Genomic DNA, 17,198 nt, shown 5'->3' on the forward strand with positions numbered 1-17,198 from the left:
CTGCAGGAGCTTGCTAGCAGGCGAAGGGGACACTGGAGCTCCCGGCCGCACAGGAGAATGGATGCCGAAACTCTCGACCCGTGCTGGGCGGGACCCCTGACTTCCCTGACCGGTTCGCGCATCCGCTGCGTGTAATGCACAATTCACCGATGGTTACGCGCCCGGTTATGACCCTGCGGGCCGACAGGGCCAGGGTCGGCGTTATCGGCACTTGCACGCCATTCAGCACCAACCGCCGCGAACCATGCACCCCTTCCCAGGCGACACCTGCAGGGGCCATTGGGCCCCGATGAGCGTTTACGACGCCCGCGGGCGTGGGTGCTAAACAGAACCTGCTGACTACCCCTATCGCAGAACCTGTCTTAATTGCGGTTAGCCCCCACCACCCGAGGGTGGTGCATCCAAACAGCACTGGTGACTGAATGTTCGAGCAAACCTTCCGCAACATCGATGACGTGCTCTGGAAAGAGGCCGGCTGCGCGACGGAGCTGGATTACACGGAGCAGACGTCGTGGATGTTGTTCCTCAAGTATCTGGATGATCTGGAGTACGAGCGCGCGCAGGAGGCGGAGCTGGTGGGCAAGTCCTACCGGTACATCATCGATGAGCCGTATCGCTGGTCGGCGTGGGCTGCGCCGAAGACGGCCGATGGCGCGTTCGACCATGACGAGGCGCTGACGGGCGCGGATCTGATCGGCTTCGTCAACGACGATCTGTTTCCGTATCTCCAGGGCTTCCGCACGCGCGCGACGGGGCCGGACACCATCGAATACAAGATCGGGGAGATCTTCAGCGAGATCCGCAACAAGTTCTCCAGTGGCTACAGCCTGCGCGATGCGCTGGAGCTGATCGACAGCCTGAGCTTCCGCTCGCAGAAGGAGAAGCACGAGCTTTCCCATCTGTACGAGGCGAAGATCCGCAACATGGGCAACGCGGGGCGCAACGGCGGGGAGTACTACACGCCGCGCCCGTTGATCCGCGCGATGATCCAGGTGGTGAAGCCGCGCATCGGCGAACGCATCTATGACGCCGCCGCCGGGTCCGCGGGCTTTCTGTGCGAGGCGCATGACTACCTGCGATATGGGCCGGACGGCCAGGGCGACGGCAGCCATCTCTCCACCAGCGACCTGGATACCCTCCAGGCCCGCACCTTCTACGCCAAGGAGAAGAAGAGCCTGCCCTATGTCATCGGGATCATGAACCTGATCCTGCACGGCATCGAGGCGCCCAACGTCGTCCACACCAACAGCCTCACCGAGAACCTGAGCGACATCCAGGAGAAGGACCGCTTCGACGTGATCCTCGCCAACCCGCCCTTTGGCGGCAAGGAGCGCAAGGAGATCCAGCAGAATTTCCCGATCAAGACCGGCGAGACGGCGTTCCTGTTCCTGCAGCATTTCATCAAGTACCTGAAGGCCGGTGGCCGCGCCGCCATCGTCATCAAGAACACCTTCCTGTCCAACGGCGACAACGCCTCGCGCGCGCTGCGCAAGGAGCTGCTGGAGAGCTGCAATCTGCACACCATCCTCGACTGCCCGGGCGGCACCTTCCTCGGCGCCGGCGTGAAAACGGTGGTGCTGTTCTTCGAGAAGGGCGCCCCGACCCGGCAGATCTGGTACTACCAGCTCGACCCCGGCCGCAGCCTGGGCAAGACCAACCCGCTCAATGACAACGACCTGCAGGACTTCGTCGCACGCCAGGCCGGCTTCGAGGATTCCGACAATTCCTGGACCGTGGACGTCAAGGACATCGACCCGGACACCGTCGATCTGTCGGTGAAGAACCCCAACAAGGCCGAGGCCGCCCCCCTGCGCGATCCCGAGGTAATCATCAACGAGATCGAGACGCTGGACCGGGAGAGCGAAGAGATCCTGGAAGGCATTCGGGGGATGTTATGAGCTGGAGAACGGAAGCGCTAGGCGATCTCTTTTTGGTTGGGTCCAGCAAGCGCGTTCTAAAGTCGCAATGGCAAACCAGCGGCGTGCCATTTTATCGGGGGCGTGAAGTCACCAAGCTCGCTACCAACGGCTGCGTAGACAACGAGCTGTTCATATCAGAAGAACTCTACGCCGATTTTGAGAAGCGATTTGGAGTACCGAAGGCAGGGGACATTGTCATCACTGCTATTGGAACGATAGGAAACGCTTATATTGTTCAGCCCCATGATCGCTTTTATTTCAAAGATGCGAGCGTCTTGTGGCTTTCGAAAAAACGCGAGGTTGAAAGCAGGTTTGTCAATTACTGGCTTCAATCGCCAAGATTCAGAAGTCAATTGGATAAGGCTAACGGAGCTACGGTCGATACGCTCACAGTTAAGAAGTTAAAGAGTGTCCAGATAGATTTCCCACCCCTCCCCGAACAAAAGCGCATCGTCGTGATCCTCGATGAAGCCTTCGCGGGAATCGACACCGCGGTCGCCAACACCGAAAAAAACCTCGACAATGCCCGGGAGTTGTTTGAGAGTTACCTCGATTCGGTATTCCAAGCCGAGCGACCGGGTTGGGATAGAACTACGCTCGGCGATCTCTATGAGATCGGTTCGAGCAAGCGAGTGCATAAGAAGGACTGGCGAGAGAATGGCGTGCCGTTTTACCGTGCGCGTGAGATCGTCAAGCTGGCGGAGAATGGTGCAGTTGACAACGAACTCTTCATCTCTGAAAGGCGCTTCCAGGAATATGGCGAGAAGACCGGTGTGCCACAGACTGACGACCTAATGGTCACGGCGGTTGGGACCCTTGGTATTTGTTATGTGGTGCAACCGGCAGACAGGTTCTATTTCAAGGATGCGAGCGTTCTTTGGTTTCGACCGAAGCGCGCGATCAATGCAAACTTCATTCAATATGCTTTTCGTTCGCCGCTGGTCGAGCGCCAGACAACTGATAGTCAAGGCGCAACGGTAGGCACTCTCACCATATCGCGCGCGAAGACGATCTCCATTTCTATCCCGTATCTGGAGCTTCAGGAAAAAATCGCAAAGTCTCTCCGAGAGGTCGAATTAGAGGTTGACCGGCTGAGCGCCGTTCAACGTAGAAAGCTGGTAGCCCTAAGAGAACTAAAGGAGTCGCTATTGCAAAAAGCCTTCTCCGGCGAACTCCCCGCAGGCAAGGCAGCCTCCGATGCCATGCGCCAGGTGGAGGAAATCGCATGACTGCTGAATCCCAGGCTCCCATCCACATCTTCGAGGAGGCTGGAAAAGCCGTCGAAGTGCGGCTGGATGCCGATCACGAGACCGTCTGGCTGAACCTGCAACAGCTGGCGGAGTTGTTCGACCGGGACAAATCGGTCATATCCCGACATTTGAGTAACATCTACAAGGAAGGCGAGCTGGCGCGTGAGGCAACTGTTGCAAAAAATGCAACAGTTCAGCAGGAGGGCGCGCGCCGGGTACGACGCATGATCGAGCTCTATAACCTTGATGCCATCATCTCGGTGGGCTACCGGGTCAACTCCAGCCGTGCCACCCGCTTCCGCCAGTGGGCCACCCGCGTCCTACGCGAGCACCTGACCCAGGGCTGGACCCTGAACCGCCAGCGCTTCGAGGAAAACGCGCAGGAGCTGGAGGCGGCCCTGGCGCTGGTGCGCAAGGCCGCGCAAAGCCCGGCGCTGGATGCGGGCAGCGGTCGTGGTCTGGTAGATATCGTCAGCCGCTACGCCCAGACCTTTCTGTTACTGCAACGCTATGACGAAGGCTTGCTGACCGAACCTCGCGCCCAGACTGGAGGCACGCTGCCCTCCTGGGAACAGGCACGGGCCGCGCTGGATGGGCTGAAGGCCGACCTGATGGCGCGCGGCGAAGCCACCGATCTGTTCGCTCGGGACCGGGGCGATGGCCTGACCTCGCTGCTGGGCAATCTTGATCAGAGTGTGTTTGGTGAGCCCGCCTACCCCAGCGTGGAATCCAAAGCGGCGCATCTGCTCTATTTCGTGGTGAAGAACCACCCGTTTTCCGATGGCAACAAGCGCAGCGCCGCCTTTTTGTTCGTGGACTTCCTCCACCGCAACGGTCGCCTGCTGGATGGGTCCGGCGAGCCGATGATCAACGATGTCGGCCTCGCGGCCTTGACCCTGCTGGTGGCCGAGTCCGACCCTGCCAACAAGGAGACCATGATCCGCCTGATCATGAATATGCTGGCTGGAGACCAAGGATGAACGAGGCCGGCCTCAATGAGGCAGACACCCGCGCCGAACTGATCGACCCGGCCCTGAAGGAGGCGGGCTGGGGCGTGGTGGAGGCCAGCCGGGTGCGGCGCGAGGTGATCACCCTCGGTCGGCTGCAGGGTGGCGGCAAGCGCGCCAGGCAGGACATCGCCGACTACGTGCTGATCTATCGCGGCCAGAAGCTGGCGGTGGTCGAGGCCAAGAAGCGCAGCCTGCCGGTGACGGAGGGGCTGGCCCAGGCCAAGCGTTATGCCGAGCGCCTGCAGGCGCGCTTCGCCTACGCCACCAACGGTGACGGCATCTACCGGGTGGACATGGCAACCGGTGCGGAGGGTCCTGTGGAGGCCTGGCCCGCGCCGGATGAGCTGTGGGCGGAGACTTTCGGCGCGGGCGGTGGCGTGCAGGACACCTGGCGTGAGCGCTTCGGGGCCGTGCCGTTCGAGGACAAGGGCGGCTTCTGGCAGGCGCGCTACTACCAGCACAACGCCATCAATCAGGCGCTGGAGGCGGTTGCGGCGGGGCGGGATCGCATTCTGCTGACTCTGGCCACCGGCACCGGCAAGACCGCCATCGCCTTCCAGATTGCCTGGAAGCTGTTCCATGCGCGCTGGAGCCTGGCGGCGCGTGATGCCGGCACGCCGGGGCGGCAGCCGCGCATCCTGTTTCTGGCGGATCGCAACATCCTGGCCAATCAGGCCTTCAACGACTTTTCCGCCTTTCCCGAGGATGCGCTGGTGCGCATCGATCCGGAGGTGATCCGCAAGAAGGGTCGGGTGCCGAAGAACGGCAACGTGTTCTTCACCATCTTCCAGACCTTCATGACCGGGCGCGATGCCGAGGGCCACTCGGCGCCCAACTTCGGCGACTACCCACCGGATTTTTTCGATTTCATCATCATCGACGAGTGCCACCGGGGCGGCGCCAATGACGAGAGCAACTGGCGCGGCATCCTGGAGTACTTCCGGCCCGCTGTGCAGCTCGGCCTGACCGCCACGCCGAAGCGTACGCACAACGCCGACACCTACGCCTACTTTGGGGAGCCGGTCTACATCTACTCGCTGAAGGAAGGCATCAACGACGGCTTCCTGACGCCGTTCAAGGTGCGGCAGATCGCCACCACGCTGGATGACTATGTCTACACGGCGGATGACGAGATCATCGAAGGCGAGGTGGAGCAAGGGCGGCGCTACACCGAGGAGGACTTCAACCGGGTCATCGAGATCCAGGAGCGCGAGCGCTACCGCGTGAAACTGTTCATGGAGCAGATCGACCCGCGTGAAAAGACGCTGGTGTTCTGCGCCACCCAGGAACACGCGCTGGCGGTGCGCGACCTGATCAACCAGTTCAAGACCAGCACCGACCCGCACTACTGCGAGCGCGTGACCGCCAACGACGGCAAGGAAGGCGAGCGTTTCCTGAAAATGTTCCAGGACAACGAGAAGACCATCCCAACCATCCTCACCACCTCGCAGAAGCTTTCCACCGGCGTGGATGCCCGCAACGTGCGCAACATCGTGCTGATGCGGCCGGTGAACAGCATGATCGAGTTCAAGCAGATCATCGGACGCGGCACGCGCCTGTTTGAGGGCAAGGACTACTTCACGATCCACGACTTCGTGAAGGCCTACGAGCACTTCAACGATCCGGAGTGGGATGGGGAGCCCTTGCCGCCCGAACCCTGCGAGCAGTGCGGCAACACCCCTTGTAGCTGCACCACGGAGCCTCCGCAGCCCTGCCCTGTTTGCGGCGAGCGGCCTTGTGTTTGCGAAAAGGAGCCACCGGAACCCTGCGAGGTCTGCGGCGAACGGCCCTGCATCTGCGAGAAACGCCCCAAGGTGAAGATCCGACTCGCCGATGGCAAGGAACGGACCATCCAGCACATGAGCGCCACCAGCTTCTGGGGTCCGGACGGCAAGCCCATCTCTGCCGCTGAATTCATCCAGCGACTGTTCGGTGATCTGCCGGAGCTGTTCCAGGACGAAGATGAGCTTCGCCGCCTGTGGGGCCGTCCGGACACCCGGGAAAAGCTTCTGGAGGGGTTGGAGGAGAAGGGCTACGGCACACAACAGTTGGCCGAAGTCGGCAAGCTGATCGAGGCCGAGAACAGTGACCTATACGATGTATTGGCCTACATCGCCTTCAACATGGCGCCGGTAACCCGAGCCGAACGAGTGGATGCCCACAAGGAGCGCATCTTCCGGGGACACGACTACAGACAGCAGGAATTTCTGAGATTCGTGCTCGATCACTATGTCGCCCAGGGCGTAAGCGAACTGGATACGGCGAAGCTCCCCCAGCTGATTGAATTGAAGTACCACAGCCTCGGTGATGCTGTGCACGAGCTGGGCCCGGTGAGCAGCATTCGAGAAGTGTTCGTGGACTTTCAGCAGTACTTGTATTGAGCTGACAAGCAAAGAACACCCACTTTCCACAGAGACCACTAGAAAGTCAGATGCAGACTCCAGCCCGCTTTCTCAAACTGTCGAGGAATCTCCCTCACCGGGCACAACAGTGGGGTCGGACCACGGTAACTTGCGGAAACCTTGCGCAAAATACCGGGTAGGGCGGGCGGATTTCGGCCTTAAAGGCTATTTTGGCGGCCAGAATTGCCTGGTGCGGTAATCCTATAGGGGGCTCGGCGTGGCCAGTTGGTCTGGCGGCGTTCGGATGACGGCCTCGGGCGGTTGAGCGGGCCGGCGCGGACAGATGCGCAAGGAGTCGGGAACTCGGCACAATGGGCAGGTCATTTCCGCTTGAGCGAGGATTCCATGTCCATCGAAGTTATCCATCGTCCCGACCACGATCACCTGGAACGCCTGGGGGTGTTCGACTGGCCGGTCTGGGAGAAGGAGGTCTCGACCTTCCCCTGGCACTACGACGAGCGCGAGGTCTGCTACATCCTGGAAGGCCAGGTCACGGTGACCCCGGACGGCGGCGAGCCGGTCACGGTCGGCGAGGGCGACCTCGTCACCTTCCCCGAGGGCATGGACTGCACCTGGGAGATCCACCGCGACATCCGCAAGCACTATCGCTTTGGCTGAGCCGCTTGTCAGTCGAGTGAATTGACCACTGTAACGTTACAGATTGCAGTCTAAGTTGAGTGCCAAGGAAGGCCGATGATCAGGAAGATTCGTCACAAGGGACTAAAACGCTTGTATGCGAGCGGCGATCGCCGTGGATTGCCGGCGGACCATGTGGAAGACCTGGAAGACATTCTCGCGCTGCTGGATGCAGCGACCCATCCCGGGCAGCTAGGGAAACACTGATCAATGTACACGCTCGCGTTGGCACCCCAGATTTTCCGAGACAAGGCGCGTCGTGCAGCGGGTAGTGGTTCTACCCGCAAGCGGCGCAACGCAGGATCGGGGAACCTGGGGTGCCAACCCCACAAGCCATTGAATGTAAGGGGCCCGGTCGCCCGTTTTTGATAACAACGGGCGCGCGCACGGCGTTGCGGCTCCCTTGTGCAGAGTGACTGCACGGCAGTCGCCGCGCCTTGTTCGCGCGCAAAAGCGACTCGAGCGCGAGCGTGTACATTGATCAGTGTTTCCCTAGATCTCCCGGGCATGGAGTTTAATCCGCTGCGTGGGGATCGCGCCGGCTTTTTCTCGGTGCATGTGAACGGCAACTGGATCGTCACCTTCACTTTCAGTGGCGACGATGCGGATCAGGTGGATTATGAAGACTACCACTGACCTTCAGGAAGACGCGGCGATGCGGAACCCGCCTCATCCCGGGCGGATCCTGCGCCGGCGTGTGCTGCCGGGGCTGGGTCTTTCGGTTACGGAGTTTGCTGCGCATTTGGGGATGTCCCGCAATGCGGTCTCGCGTGTTCTCAACGAACACGCCGCCATTTCGCCGGACTTTGCGGTGCGTCTGGAGGGTGGAGGGATCGGCGAGGCACGCCACTGGCTCACGATGCAGACCAACTACGATCTGGCCCGGGCCGCGTCCCGGGACGAGAATCATATCCGGCGGTTCGCGGCTGCGTGATCCCCGATGCCGCAGGTAGGTGCGATTGAAGCGAAATCCTGTTCAGTCGCCGTAGGGTGCGGTTGAGCGTAGCGAAACGCACCATGTCCCACGCCCTGTGTGACCCCCTGATGCGTTTCGCTGCGCTCAACGCATCCTACGAGCTCACGCCCTTCCCGCAGTCCCTGTGGCAGCGTGCCTGCGCGCGAATGCGGTGCCTGTGCCAGCGCCTACCGCCGGTTCGCGGCCAAGGCCGCTCCCACATGGTCTTCAGCGGGCGAGCCAGTGGGTGTTGAGGGGGGTGTGGAAGGTCTCCTCGACGCGGCGGAGGTAGTAGAGCATGTCGACCGGCAGGTTGATGCCGTCGTGCATCTGTAGCGGGTAGAGGTCGGCGGCGATCACGCAGTCGGCGATCGACGGGTGGCCGAGGTAGAAGCCGTTGGCGGCCAGGTGCTTGGCCAGTTCCGGCAGGTGGCTCAGTTTGGCGAGCTGGTTGTAGCCGTCGTAGCGGTCGTTGGCCAGCTCCTCCAGCGACAGGCCGAAGCGGTGCTGCACATGCGCCTTGAAATCGGCCAGGGCCTCGGCGCTCTCGCCGATGCCGTGAAAGCCCGGCGCCAGCGGGGCGTAAAGCCGGTCCAGCACGATCTCCACCTTGGCGCGCCAGTCCACCAGGGCTTGCCAGGCGTCCTCGGCAATCACGCCGTCGGAGAGTGGCTCGCCGGTCGGGAACAGGTGGTCGATGTCGCGCAGTGCGGTGACGGTGTCGGTGTGCAGCGTAGCGTCGTCGGTTTGCAGGATCGGGGACTGGCGGGCCACGCCCAGTTCGAAGAAGGTCTCGTCGTCGAACCAGTCCAGTGCGCGGGTCTCCAGCGCGACACCCTTGTAGCCGCAGGCCAGGCGCAGGCGGTCGGCCTTCGCGTCGTGCGGGAAGTGGTAGAGCGTGGCCACGCGGTTACTTGCCGCGCTGGGCGTGGCTCAGGATGAAGTCCCACTGGTCCTGGGTGATGGGCATTACCGACAGGCGGTTGCCGCGGCGTACCAGCGGGCAGTCTTCGAGCTGTGGCTGCTGCTTCAGCCAGTCGAGGGTGATGATGTCGCCGAATTTTTCCTCGAAGGCAACGTCCACGCGCAGCCAGCGCGGGTTGTCCGGGTCGCTCTTTGGGTCGTAGTGCGGATCTTCGGGGTCGAAGGCGCAGGCGTCCGGGTAGGCCTCTTTCTCGATGCGCAGGATGCCGACGATGCCCGGGGGCTTGGCATTGGAGTGGTAGAAGAAGGCGAGATCACCCTTCTTCATCTCGTCTCGCATCATGTTGCGCACCTGGTAGTTGCGGATGCCGTCCCACGGCTCCACGCCGACGCGTTCCAGGTCGTCGATGCTGAACTCGTCGGGTTCGGACTTCATCAGCCAGTAGGCCATGCGGGCTCCTTCAGGGGTTTCAGTCGAGCGTATTGTGCCGCGCGCGGTCTGGAAGCGCATGCCAGCCCTGTTCTGTGACAACGCCATCCAGCGGGACGTCCCAGGGCTGGGTTGGCAGCGCCGGGACGCCCTGCAGCGAGTGGGCCACGCCGATCAGTTTCGGCCGGTGGATGCCGAAGCGGCGCCGGGCGAAGTAGCGATCGTAGTAGCCCGCGCCCATGCCCATGCGGTTGCCGGCAGTGTCAAAGGCCACCAGCGGCATCAGCACCACCTGCATCTCGCGGCGCCAGATGCGCGGGGCGTCCGGACAGGGCTCGGCGATGCCGAAGCCGTTGTGGCAAAGCGGCTCATCCGGGGCCCAGGTGTGGAAATGCATGTGCCCGGGGCGTTTGTCGTCCATCACCGGCAGGGCGATGCGGGTGCCGCGCCGGGCCAGGGCGACGGTCAGTGGGGTCAGGTCGACCTCGCCGCGCAGGCCGCGATAGGCGCCGACACAATGCGGCTGCCAGCGCTCGAACCAGCGCAGCAGGTGTCCGCAAATGGCGGCAGAGTGGTGGTCGAGCTGGGCGTCCGACAAAGCCGCCCGCGCGCGGCGCAGGCGCAGACGCAGGGCACGCAGATCGTCGGGCGATAGCGAATCTTGAACGGAGTCGGTTTCCGCAGACATAAAGGAAATCGGGATCAATAAAGAAGTGGACGCGCCCCGCAGGCGCCGGCGTGGCCCTTGACCTTGAACCTAGGGCTCAGGTGGGAGAAGTCTCCGGATCTTTAGGCTTTCCGCTCGAAGACGGACATGCACAGCGAAACGGAAGTACTCGGTCCCGTGGTGAAAAATTAAGGCTCAAGGGTACCACCGGGCCACAATCGAACGCCGCAGTGACGCGTCCGAGTTCATTATGAACCAAACCCCCCGGGGTGCGCGCAACCCCCGTGGCTGTAGGGGATCCGTCGCGGGCCTCAGCACTGCTCCCAGGGCAGGCCGTGGTAGCGCCAGCCGCTGCGGGTGGAGCGCTGATGGTTCTCGTCCAGCGGCCCTTCAAAGCCCTCGTCCACCGAGAAGACATGCTCGATGCCCGCATCCACCAGGGCCTGCCCGGCATCCAGCGTGCGCTTGCCGCTGCGGCAGATCAGGTACAGGGCCGGGGCTTCTTCGCTGTGATCGCTGACGCCGCCCAGCAGCAGCTTGCGCACCTGGGGCACGAACTGTGGGTTCACGGTCCAGTCGGGTTCGTCGATCCACGGGATGTGGATGGAGCCGGTCGGATGGCCGACGAACAGATACTCCATGGTTGAGCGGACGTCGATCAGCAGGTCGCGCGGGCGTGCCTGCAGACGCTCGTAGGTCTCCACCGGCGAGATGCGTTTCGGGGCGGGGCGGGGGGTGTCGGTCATGGTGTTTTCCTGGGGGCGGGCGCCGTTCCCTGGCACCCGCAATGCTTACATGACGAAGTCGAGGCGTTCCTGGACCCGGTCGATCCCGGCCTGGGCGCATTCCTCGTCGAGATCGCCGCCGGGCGCACCGGACACGCCGACCGCTCCGAGCATGCTGCCGGCCGCTTCGATTGGCAGGCCGCCGGCCAGCATGATGATGCCATCCACGTGGTTCATCTCCATGCGGATGTCTTCGCGGTTGTCGCGGAAGTTGGCGGAGGTGGTGCCGGACATGGTCACGGCCCGGGCCTTGTCGCCGGCAATCTGGATGGTCTGCACGCCGGCCATGCGGTCACGCAGGACCACCTGGTCGTTGCCGGCGCGATCAACCACGACCACCGCGGTCTGGTGGCCCATCTCGCGGCAGGCCTCGACGGCGCCCATGGCGATGTCGTTGGCCAGTTCAAGGGTCATGAAGCGCTGGGTATAGACATCGGCCTGGGCGCTGCTGGCGAGGCCAAGGCACAGGGCCGCGGCGGTGCCGGTCACCAGGCGGGTCAGGGAATTCGTCATGGGTTCCTCCTTTCTGGTTATGGGTGCTGCACGTCGATCATGGCAGATAGGGGACGTGGTTGCCGAGCGTGCCATTCCGCCCGTCGCCGACCGACCGCCGGGTGGGGGAACAGGCGACAGCCGGCGCGGCCGCGGATACACTACGCGCATGTCGGGAAACAGCTTTGGGCGACTGTTCGTCGTCAGTACCTTTGGTGAAAGTCACGGGCCGGCCCTGGGCGCGGTGGTGGACGGTTGTCCGCCCGGTCTGGAGCTTTGCGAGGCGGATCTGCAGTTTGACCTGGATCGCCGCCGGCCGGGCCAGTCGCGCCACACCACCCAGCGTCGCGAGCCGGATCAGGTCCGTATCCTGTCGGGGGTGTTCGAGGGGCGTACCACGGGTACGCCGATCGGGCTGCTGATCGAGAACGTCGATCAGCGCTCCAAGGATTACGGCGACATTCAGGACCGCTTCCGCCCGGGGCATGCGGACTACACCTATCACCAGAAATACGGCGTGCGTGACTACCGCGGCGGCGGGCGCAGTTCTGCGCGCGAGACCGCGCTGCGGGTGGCGGCCGGCGGCATCGCGCGGCGCTATCTCGAGCAGCGCTACGGGATCACCATCCGCGGTTGGTTGTCGCAGCTCGGCCCGATCGAGCTGGAGCCGAAGCAGCCGGAGATCGCGAACGACAACCCGTTCTTCTCCCCGGATCCGGACAAGGTGCCGGAGCTGGAGGAGTACATGGACGCCCTGCGCAAGTCGGGCGATTCCATCGGGGCACGGGTGACGGTCGAGGCGACCGGGGTGCCGGCTGGCTGGGGCGAGCCGGTGTTCGACCGCCTGGACGCCGACCTGGCCCACGCGCTGATGAGCATCAACGCGGTGAAGGGCGTGGAGATCGGCGCGGGTTTCGAATCCGTGACCCAGCGCGGCACCGAGCACCGCGACGAGATCACCCCCGAGGGCTTTCTGTCCAACCACGCCGGCGGCGTGCTGGGCGGGATCAGCACCGGTCAGGCGGTGCACGCCAGTATCGCGATGAAGCCGACCTCCAGCATTCGTCTGCCCGGGCGCAGCATCAACACCGCCGGCGAGCCGGTGGAGGTGGTCACCAAGGGGCGGCACGACCCCTGCGTGGGCATCCGCGCGACCCCGATCGCCGAGGCGATGATGGCGCTGGTGCTGATGGACCACGCCCTGCGTCACCGCGCACAGAATGCCGATGTCCCGGACTCGGGGCTGGAGCTGCGCGACCTTCTCGGCGAATGACGCGGCCTCCGGCTGTGTCGTCCTGACCTTGTAGCGGTCCCGTCATGGCAGTGACGCAGAACGCGCGCCTGTCCGCGGTCTACTTCTTCTATTTCGCCAGCCTCGGCGCCTTCATGCCGTTCTGGGGGCCGTACCTCTCCGAGGAGGGGTTCAGCGGCGCCCAGATCGGCGAGCTGATGGCGATCGTGCTGGCGACCAAGATCATTGCGCCCAACGTCTGGGGCTGGTTGGCGGATCGCGCCGGCGCGCACATGCCGATCGCCCGCTGGGGCGCGCTGGGCGGGGCGGTCGCCTTTACCGGCGTGCTCCTGTACACCGGGTACTGGTGGCTCGCGGTGGTGATGGCCGCCTACAGCTTCTTCTGGAACGCGATCCTGCCACAGTTCGAGGCCACCACCATGCGGTCGCTGGGGCGGGATGCGCATCGGTATGCGCTGGTCCGGCTGTGGGGCTCGGTCGGCTTTATCGTCGCGGTGGCGGTGCTGGGCTGGGCCTTCGACCGGATCGCCGTGGCCTGGCTGCCGTGGATCGTGCTGGCGGTGCTGATCGCGGTGGTGGCCGCGTCGCAGTTCGTGCGTGAGCCGGCGCGCAACCTCGACGAGGACAATAACGCCCCGCCCCTGCTAACCGTGCTGCGCCGCCCCGAGGTGATCGCGCTGTTTGTGGCCTGCTTCTTCATGCAGGCGAGCCACGGGCCGTACTACGCCTTCTTTACCCTGTACCTGGAACAGGCCGGCTACTCGCGCTCCGTGGCCGGGCAGCTGTGGGCACTGGGGGTGGCGGCCGAGGTGGTGCTGTTCCTGTTGATGCCGCGGCTGATCCTGCGTTTTGGGGCTTGGTTGCTGGTGTCGGCGGCGCTGGTGTTGACCACGCTGCGCTGGGGGCTGCTGGCGGCGGTGCCGGATTCTCTGCCGATGCTGCTGTTCATCCAGATCCTGCATGCGGCCAGTTACGGGGTGTACCACGCGGCGGCGATCTCGCTGATCCACTATTTCTTCCCCGGGCGGTTGCAGGGGCGCGGGCAGGCCCTGTATTCGTCGCTGGCCTTCGGGTTGGGCGGTGCCTCGGGATCCCTGGTGGCCGGCTATCTGTGGGATGGCATCAGCCCAGCCTCGGTGTATGTGTTCGCGGCGTTCCTGGCAGCGGCCGGGGTGGTCGCCTCGGTGTATGGCGAATGGCGTTTCCGCACCCCGGTGCGAACCCTGTAACTGGCGTGCCCACGCAAAGCTTCGTAGGGTGCGCGTAACCCGATGGACCGATAGCACTGGATGGAACAAAGATGATTCGAATTGCGATTGCGGGCGCCGGCGGGCGCATGGGCCAGAACCTGGTGCAGGCGGTGGACGAACACCCCGATGCCCAGCTGGGGGCGGCCAGTGAGCGCCCCGGCAGCGAGACCATCGGTCAGGCGGTGGGCGCGGAGGGCCGGGTGCGCCTGGTCGAGGATCTGGCGACGGTTACCGACGATTTCGACGTGCTGATCGATTTCACCTCGCCGCAGGCGACCATGCAGCACCTGGAGCTGTGTGCGAACGCCGGAACGGCACTGGTGATCGGCACGACCGGGCTGGATGCGGAGCAGGAGCAGCGCCTGCAGGCGGCGGCAGGGGATCTGCCGATCGTTTATGCGCCGAACATGAGTGTCGGGGTCAATCTGACCTTCAAGCTGGTGGAGCTGGCCGCGCGGGCGCTGGGCGACAGCGTGGATGTGGAGATCCTGGAGGCCCATCACCGGCACAAGGTGGACGCGCCCTCCGGTACCGCGCTGAAGCTCGGGCGTGTGGTCGCGGAGACCCTGGGCCGCGATCTGGAGCAGGACGCCGTCTACGGGCGCGAGGGCCAGACCGGAGCCCGTGACCGGCGCACCATCGGTTTTGCCACGGTGCGCGGCGGCGACATCGTCGGCGAGCACACGACCCTGTTTGCGGGTGATGGCGAGCGTGTGGAGATCACCCACAAGGCCTCCAGTCGCACGGTGTTTGCCTCCGGTGCGGTGCGTGCGGCGGTCTGGCTGGCTGGCGCCGGCAATGGCCTGTTCGACATGCAGGATGTGCTGGGGCTGCGCGACCTCTAGTCGGTTGGGGCTCCGTTTGGCGAAGGCTAGGCCTGGTTCGTCATCCGTCCGTTGTTTACGGGGCCCAGTCCGGCCGCCAGGCTTGTTGTGGCTGGCCCTGGTTCGGTATCGGGTGTTTACGGTGCCTTCGTCGAGCCGCCTGCCAGGCGCTGACTCGCCAGCGCGCCCCGAGGTACTTCTTTGCTCGTGCAAAGAAGTACCCAAGAAACACGCCCGACTGCCGCGACCCCGGCCCGCTGCGCGGGCCGGGGTTTCCCTCGCTCCGAGGCTTTTCGCGGGCGGCGCTGAACTCGCTACGCTGCGCTTCGCTCAGACATCCAGCGCCTTGAATCCCGCGAAAAGCCTCTCCACTCGGCGCGACGACAACGGGGAGGTAAGTCAAAACAACGGCTATCCCAGCGTTGTTGCCAATGGATGATGGCTAGGTCTTCATACATCTTCGGCACGCGCGGCCTTCGGCCATGGCGTGCCGCGCCCGCGTGGCGGGCGCCGGGGGCGTAGGATGCGGATGAGCGAAGCGAATCGCATCAGGGTTTCGCACGGCGTGGGAGATGGTGCGTTTCGCTGGGCTCAACCGCACCCTACGAGATGCCGTCTGTTTTGACCTTCCCCTCCCGTATGGAGCCCGTTGCGGAATGGTGCTCGGGCTGGGAGAAGGCGCTGGATGTCTGAGCGGAGCCGCAGGCGCAGCAAGTTCAGCGCCGCCGGCCCGAGGGCCCTGGAGCAAGGTTCCCGGGCGGAATCCGGGTGCGCCTCGAAGGGTACTTTCTTGGGCAAGCAAGAAAGTACCTCGCGGTGCGCTCGCGAGAGAGCGCCTGGCAGGTGGCGGACCGGAGCCGCCGTAAACACCGAGCGATGAACCAGGGCCAGCCTGAATGGCCAGGCTGGCCACGGAGCATCGGCTTCATACCTGGGCTGGGTAGGCAGTGTTCGGGCCCCGGAAAGCGGGCGGCGAGTGGCGGGCGGAGACGCCGGAAGTGGGGATCTCGTTGGACGCCGCGCGCGGCGCTCGCGTACACTTGAAGGCGTAATCGTATCCGTCCTCCGAGCACCGAATCGTTGCCGAAAAAGGGGTTCACACCCCGGTAGAATGGTGCGGACGAGGGCGGGTCGCAGATCCCGAACGAATCGCAGTACCGCCGCCGGCGAATGGCCTGGCGGCCCCGACCCAGACCATCCGGAGGTCCCCCGTGTCCGCGCCTGCTCTGCTCGTCCTGGAAGATGGCACTGTGTTTCATGGTCAGGCGATTGGCGCCCTGGGCCAGACGGTTGGCGAGGTGGTGTTCAACACCGCCATGACGGGGTATCAGGAGATCCTGACCGATCCGTCGTACCACCGGCAGATGGTCACGCTGACCTATCCGCATATCGGCAATACCGGGACCAACCCGGAGGACGACGAATCCTCGCGGGCCCATGCCGCGGGCCTGATCATCCGTGATCTTCCGCCGCTGGTGTCCAACTGGCGCTCGCGCGAGTCTCTGCCGGACTATCTGCTGCGCCACGGCATTGTGGCGATCAGCGGGATCGATACCCGCAAGCTGACCCGCATCCTGCGCGAGAAGGGCGCGCTGAACGGCTGCATCCAGGCCGGCGACGTGGACGAGGCCTCGGCCCTGGCGGCCGCGCGCGAGTTCCCCGGGATCAAGGGCATGGATCTGGCGCGCGAGGTGACCACGCGCAGCCGCTACGAGTGGCTGGAAGGAACCTGGCAGCTGGGTGAAGAACCGGCGCGGGTCGATGCGAAGGCCGCCGACTATCACGTGGTCGCTTACGACTTCGGCATGAAGCAGAACATCCTGCGCATGCTGGCGGATCGCGGCTGCCGCGTGACCGTGGTCCCGGCCGAGACGCCGGTGGACGAGGTGATGGAGCTCAAGCCCGACGGGGTGTTCCTGTCCAACGGGCCGGGCGATCCCGAGCCCTGCACCTATGCGATCGAGGCGATCCGGGATTTCTGCGAGCGCAAGCTGCCGCTGTTCGGGATCTGCCTGGGGCATCAGTTGCTGGGTATCGCCAGTGGCGGCAAGAGCGTGAAGATGAAGTTCGGCCACCACGGGGCGAATCACCCGATCCGGCACGAGGCCAGCGGGCGAGTGATGATCTCGTCGCAGAACCACGGCTTCGCGATCGACGAGGACAACCTGCCGGAGACGCTGACGCCGACGTACCGGTCGCTGTTCGACGGCACGCTGCAGGGGGTTGCCCGCACTGATTGCCCGGCGTTTAGCCTGCAGGGGCACCCCGAGGCGAGCCCGGGGCCGCATGACGTGTCCCCGGCGTTCGACGACTTTGTCGAGATGATGCGCACGGCGCGCAGCTAACGCCTTCCCCCCGATTTTCCGACCGAATTTCCGATTTCGACAGCCTGCGAGAGCCGT

The 17,198-nt window shown here is 64.1% G+C and carries 17 protein-coding genes, 1 other RNA gene and 1 pseudogene; 13 read left to right on the plus strand and 6 right to left on the minus strand.

What is annotated here, in order from left to right; genetic code table 11:
* Window positions 1-422: 422 nt before the first annotated feature.
* The 8 genes from TVD_RS03455 to TVD_RS03485 all read left to right on the plus strand — a co-directional run bounded on the left by TVD_RS03455 (window position 423) and on the right by TVD_RS03485 (window position 8,151).
* The gene (locus TVD_RS03455) at window positions 423-1,898 is read left to right on the plus strand and encodes a class I SAM-dependent DNA methyltransferase (protein WP_047250814.1); all 1,476 of its coding nucleotides are present in this window, start codon (window positions 423-425) and stop codon (window positions 1,896-1,898) included.
* Window positions 1,895-3,148, plus strand: coding sequence for a restriction endonuclease subunit S (locus TVD_RS03460; RefSeq protein WP_052772670.1), 1,254 nt, complete (start codon window positions 1,895-1,897; stop codon window positions 3,146-3,148). The genes TVD_RS03455 and TVD_RS03460 overlap by 4 nt, the downstream gene beginning before the upstream one ends.
* Window positions 3,145-4,149 carry a virulence RhuM family protein/type II toxin-antitoxin system death-on-curing family toxin gene (locus TVD_RS03465; RefSeq protein WP_047250815.1) on the plus strand — a complete coding sequence of 335 codons (1,005 nt, stop codon included), beginning with the start codon at window positions 3,145-3,147 and terminating at the stop codon, window positions 4,147-4,149. The genes TVD_RS03460 and TVD_RS03465 overlap by 4 nt, the downstream gene beginning before the upstream one ends.
* Entirely contained in the window at window positions 4,146-6,560 is a 2,415-nt protein-coding gene (hsdR, locus tag TVD_RS03470; protein WP_047250816.1) for an EcoAI/FtnUII family type I restriction enzme subunit R, read from the plus strand. The genes TVD_RS03465 and hsdR overlap by 4 nt, the downstream gene beginning before the upstream one ends.
* Window positions 6,561-6,926: 366 nt before the next feature.
* A complete protein-coding gene (locus tag TVD_RS03475) occupies window positions 6,927-7,199 on the plus strand; it encodes a cupin domain-containing protein (protein ID WP_019562662.1) in 273 nt (90 codons plus the stop codon).
* A 75-nt stretch (window positions 7,200-7,274) separates the two neighbouring features.
* Window positions 7,275-7,424 (plus strand): hypothetical protein, encoded by a 150-nt coding sequence (locus TVD_RS14690; protein WP_018176472.1) that lies wholly within the window; start codon window positions 7,275-7,277, stop codon window positions 7,422-7,424.
* Between the two features lie 300 nt (window positions 7,425-7,724).
* Window positions 7,725-7,853, plus strand: coding sequence for a type II toxin-antitoxin system RelE/ParE family toxin (locus TVD_RS03480; RefSeq protein ID WP_082119068.1), 129 nt, complete (start codon window positions 7,725-7,727; stop codon window positions 7,851-7,853).
* A gap of 19 nt (window positions 7,854-7,872) precedes the next feature.
* Window positions 7,873-8,151, plus strand: a complete 279-nt coding sequence (locus tag TVD_RS03485) for a HigA family addiction module antitoxin (RefSeq protein WP_047250817.1) — start codon at window positions 7,873-7,875, stop codon at window positions 8,149-8,151.
* 249 nt (window positions 8,152-8,400) lie between these two features.
* Here the strand turns inward: TVD_RS03485 and TVD_RS03490 are convergent, their stop codons facing one another.
* The 6 genes from TVD_RS03490 to TVD_RS03510 form a co-directional block, all read right to left on the minus strand.
* Entirely contained in the window at window positions 8,401-9,078 is a 678-nt protein-coding gene (locus TVD_RS03490; protein WP_047250818.1) for a glutathione S-transferase family protein, read from the minus strand.
* 4 nt (window positions 9,079-9,082) lie between these two features.
* Window positions 9,083-9,547: an EVE domain-containing protein gene (locus TVD_RS03495; RefSeq protein ID WP_019567693.1), complete on the minus strand. Its 465-nt coding sequence runs from the start codon at window positions 9,545-9,547 to the stop codon at window positions 9,083-9,085.
* Between the two features lie 19 nt (window positions 9,548-9,566).
* The gene (locus TVD_RS03500; RefSeq protein ID WP_047250819.1) at window positions 9,567-10,214 is read right to left on the minus strand and encodes a 5-formyltetrahydrofolate cyclo-ligase; all 648 of its coding nucleotides are present in this window, start codon (window positions 10,212-10,214) and stop codon (window positions 9,567-9,569) included.
* A gap of 30 nt (window positions 10,215-10,244) precedes the next feature.
* Window positions 10,245-10,430: non-coding RNA, 6S RNA (ssrS, locus tag TVD_RS13985), on the minus strand.
* Window positions 10,431-10,504: 74 nt separating this feature from the next.
* Complete coding sequence (locus TVD_RS03505) at window positions 10,505-10,939, minus strand: rhodanese-like domain-containing protein (RefSeq protein ID WP_018937960.1); 435 nt, start codon at window positions 10,937-10,939, stop codon at window positions 10,505-10,507.
* A gap of 45 nt (window positions 10,940-10,984) precedes the next feature.
* The gene (locus TVD_RS03510) at window positions 10,985-11,491 is read right to left on the minus strand and encodes a GlcG/HbpS family heme-binding protein (protein WP_047250820.1); all 507 of its coding nucleotides are present in this window, start codon (window positions 11,489-11,491) and stop codon (window positions 10,985-10,987) included.
* A 148-nt stretch (window positions 11,492-11,639) separates the two neighbouring features.
* Here TVD_RS03510 and aroC point away from each other — a divergent pair, with 148 nt between their 5' ends.
* From aroC to carA, 5 genes and pseudogenes are all read left to right on the plus strand, one after another.
* Complete coding sequence (gene aroC, locus TVD_RS03515) at window positions 11,640-12,743, plus strand: chorismate synthase (RefSeq protein ID WP_047250821.1); 1,104 nt, start codon at window positions 11,640-11,642, stop codon at window positions 12,741-12,743.
* Between the two features lie 44 nt (window positions 12,744-12,787).
* Window positions 12,788-13,951 (plus strand): MFS transporter, encoded by a 1,164-nt coding sequence (locus tag TVD_RS03520; protein WP_047250822.1) that lies wholly within the window; start codon window positions 12,788-12,790, stop codon window positions 13,949-13,951.
* A 71-nt stretch (window positions 13,952-14,022) separates the two neighbouring features.
* Complete coding sequence (dapB, locus tag TVD_RS03525; RefSeq protein ID WP_047250823.1) at window positions 14,023-14,817, plus strand: 4-hydroxy-tetrahydrodipicolinate reductase; 795 nt, start codon at window positions 14,023-14,025, stop codon at window positions 14,815-14,817.
* Window positions 14,818-15,231: 414 nt separating this feature from the next.
* Window positions 15,232-15,489 (plus strand): annotated as a pseudogene (locus TVD_RS14875) (hypothetical protein).
* A gap of 518 nt (window positions 15,490-16,007) precedes the next feature.
* Window positions 16,008-17,141 carry a glutamine-hydrolyzing carbamoyl-phosphate synthase small subunit gene (gene carA, locus TVD_RS03530; RefSeq protein WP_018937958.1) on the plus strand — a complete coding sequence of 378 codons (1,134 nt, stop codon included), beginning with the start codon at window positions 16,008-16,010 and terminating at the stop codon, window positions 17,139-17,141.
* The last annotated feature ends 57 nt before the right edge of the window (window positions 17,142-17,198 follow it).

The organism is Thioalkalivibrio versutus, assembly GCF_001020955.1.
Taxonomy (GTDB): domain Bacteria; phylum Pseudomonadota; class Gammaproteobacteria; order Ectothiorhodospirales; family Ectothiorhodospiraceae; genus Thioalkalivibrio; species Thioalkalivibrio versutus.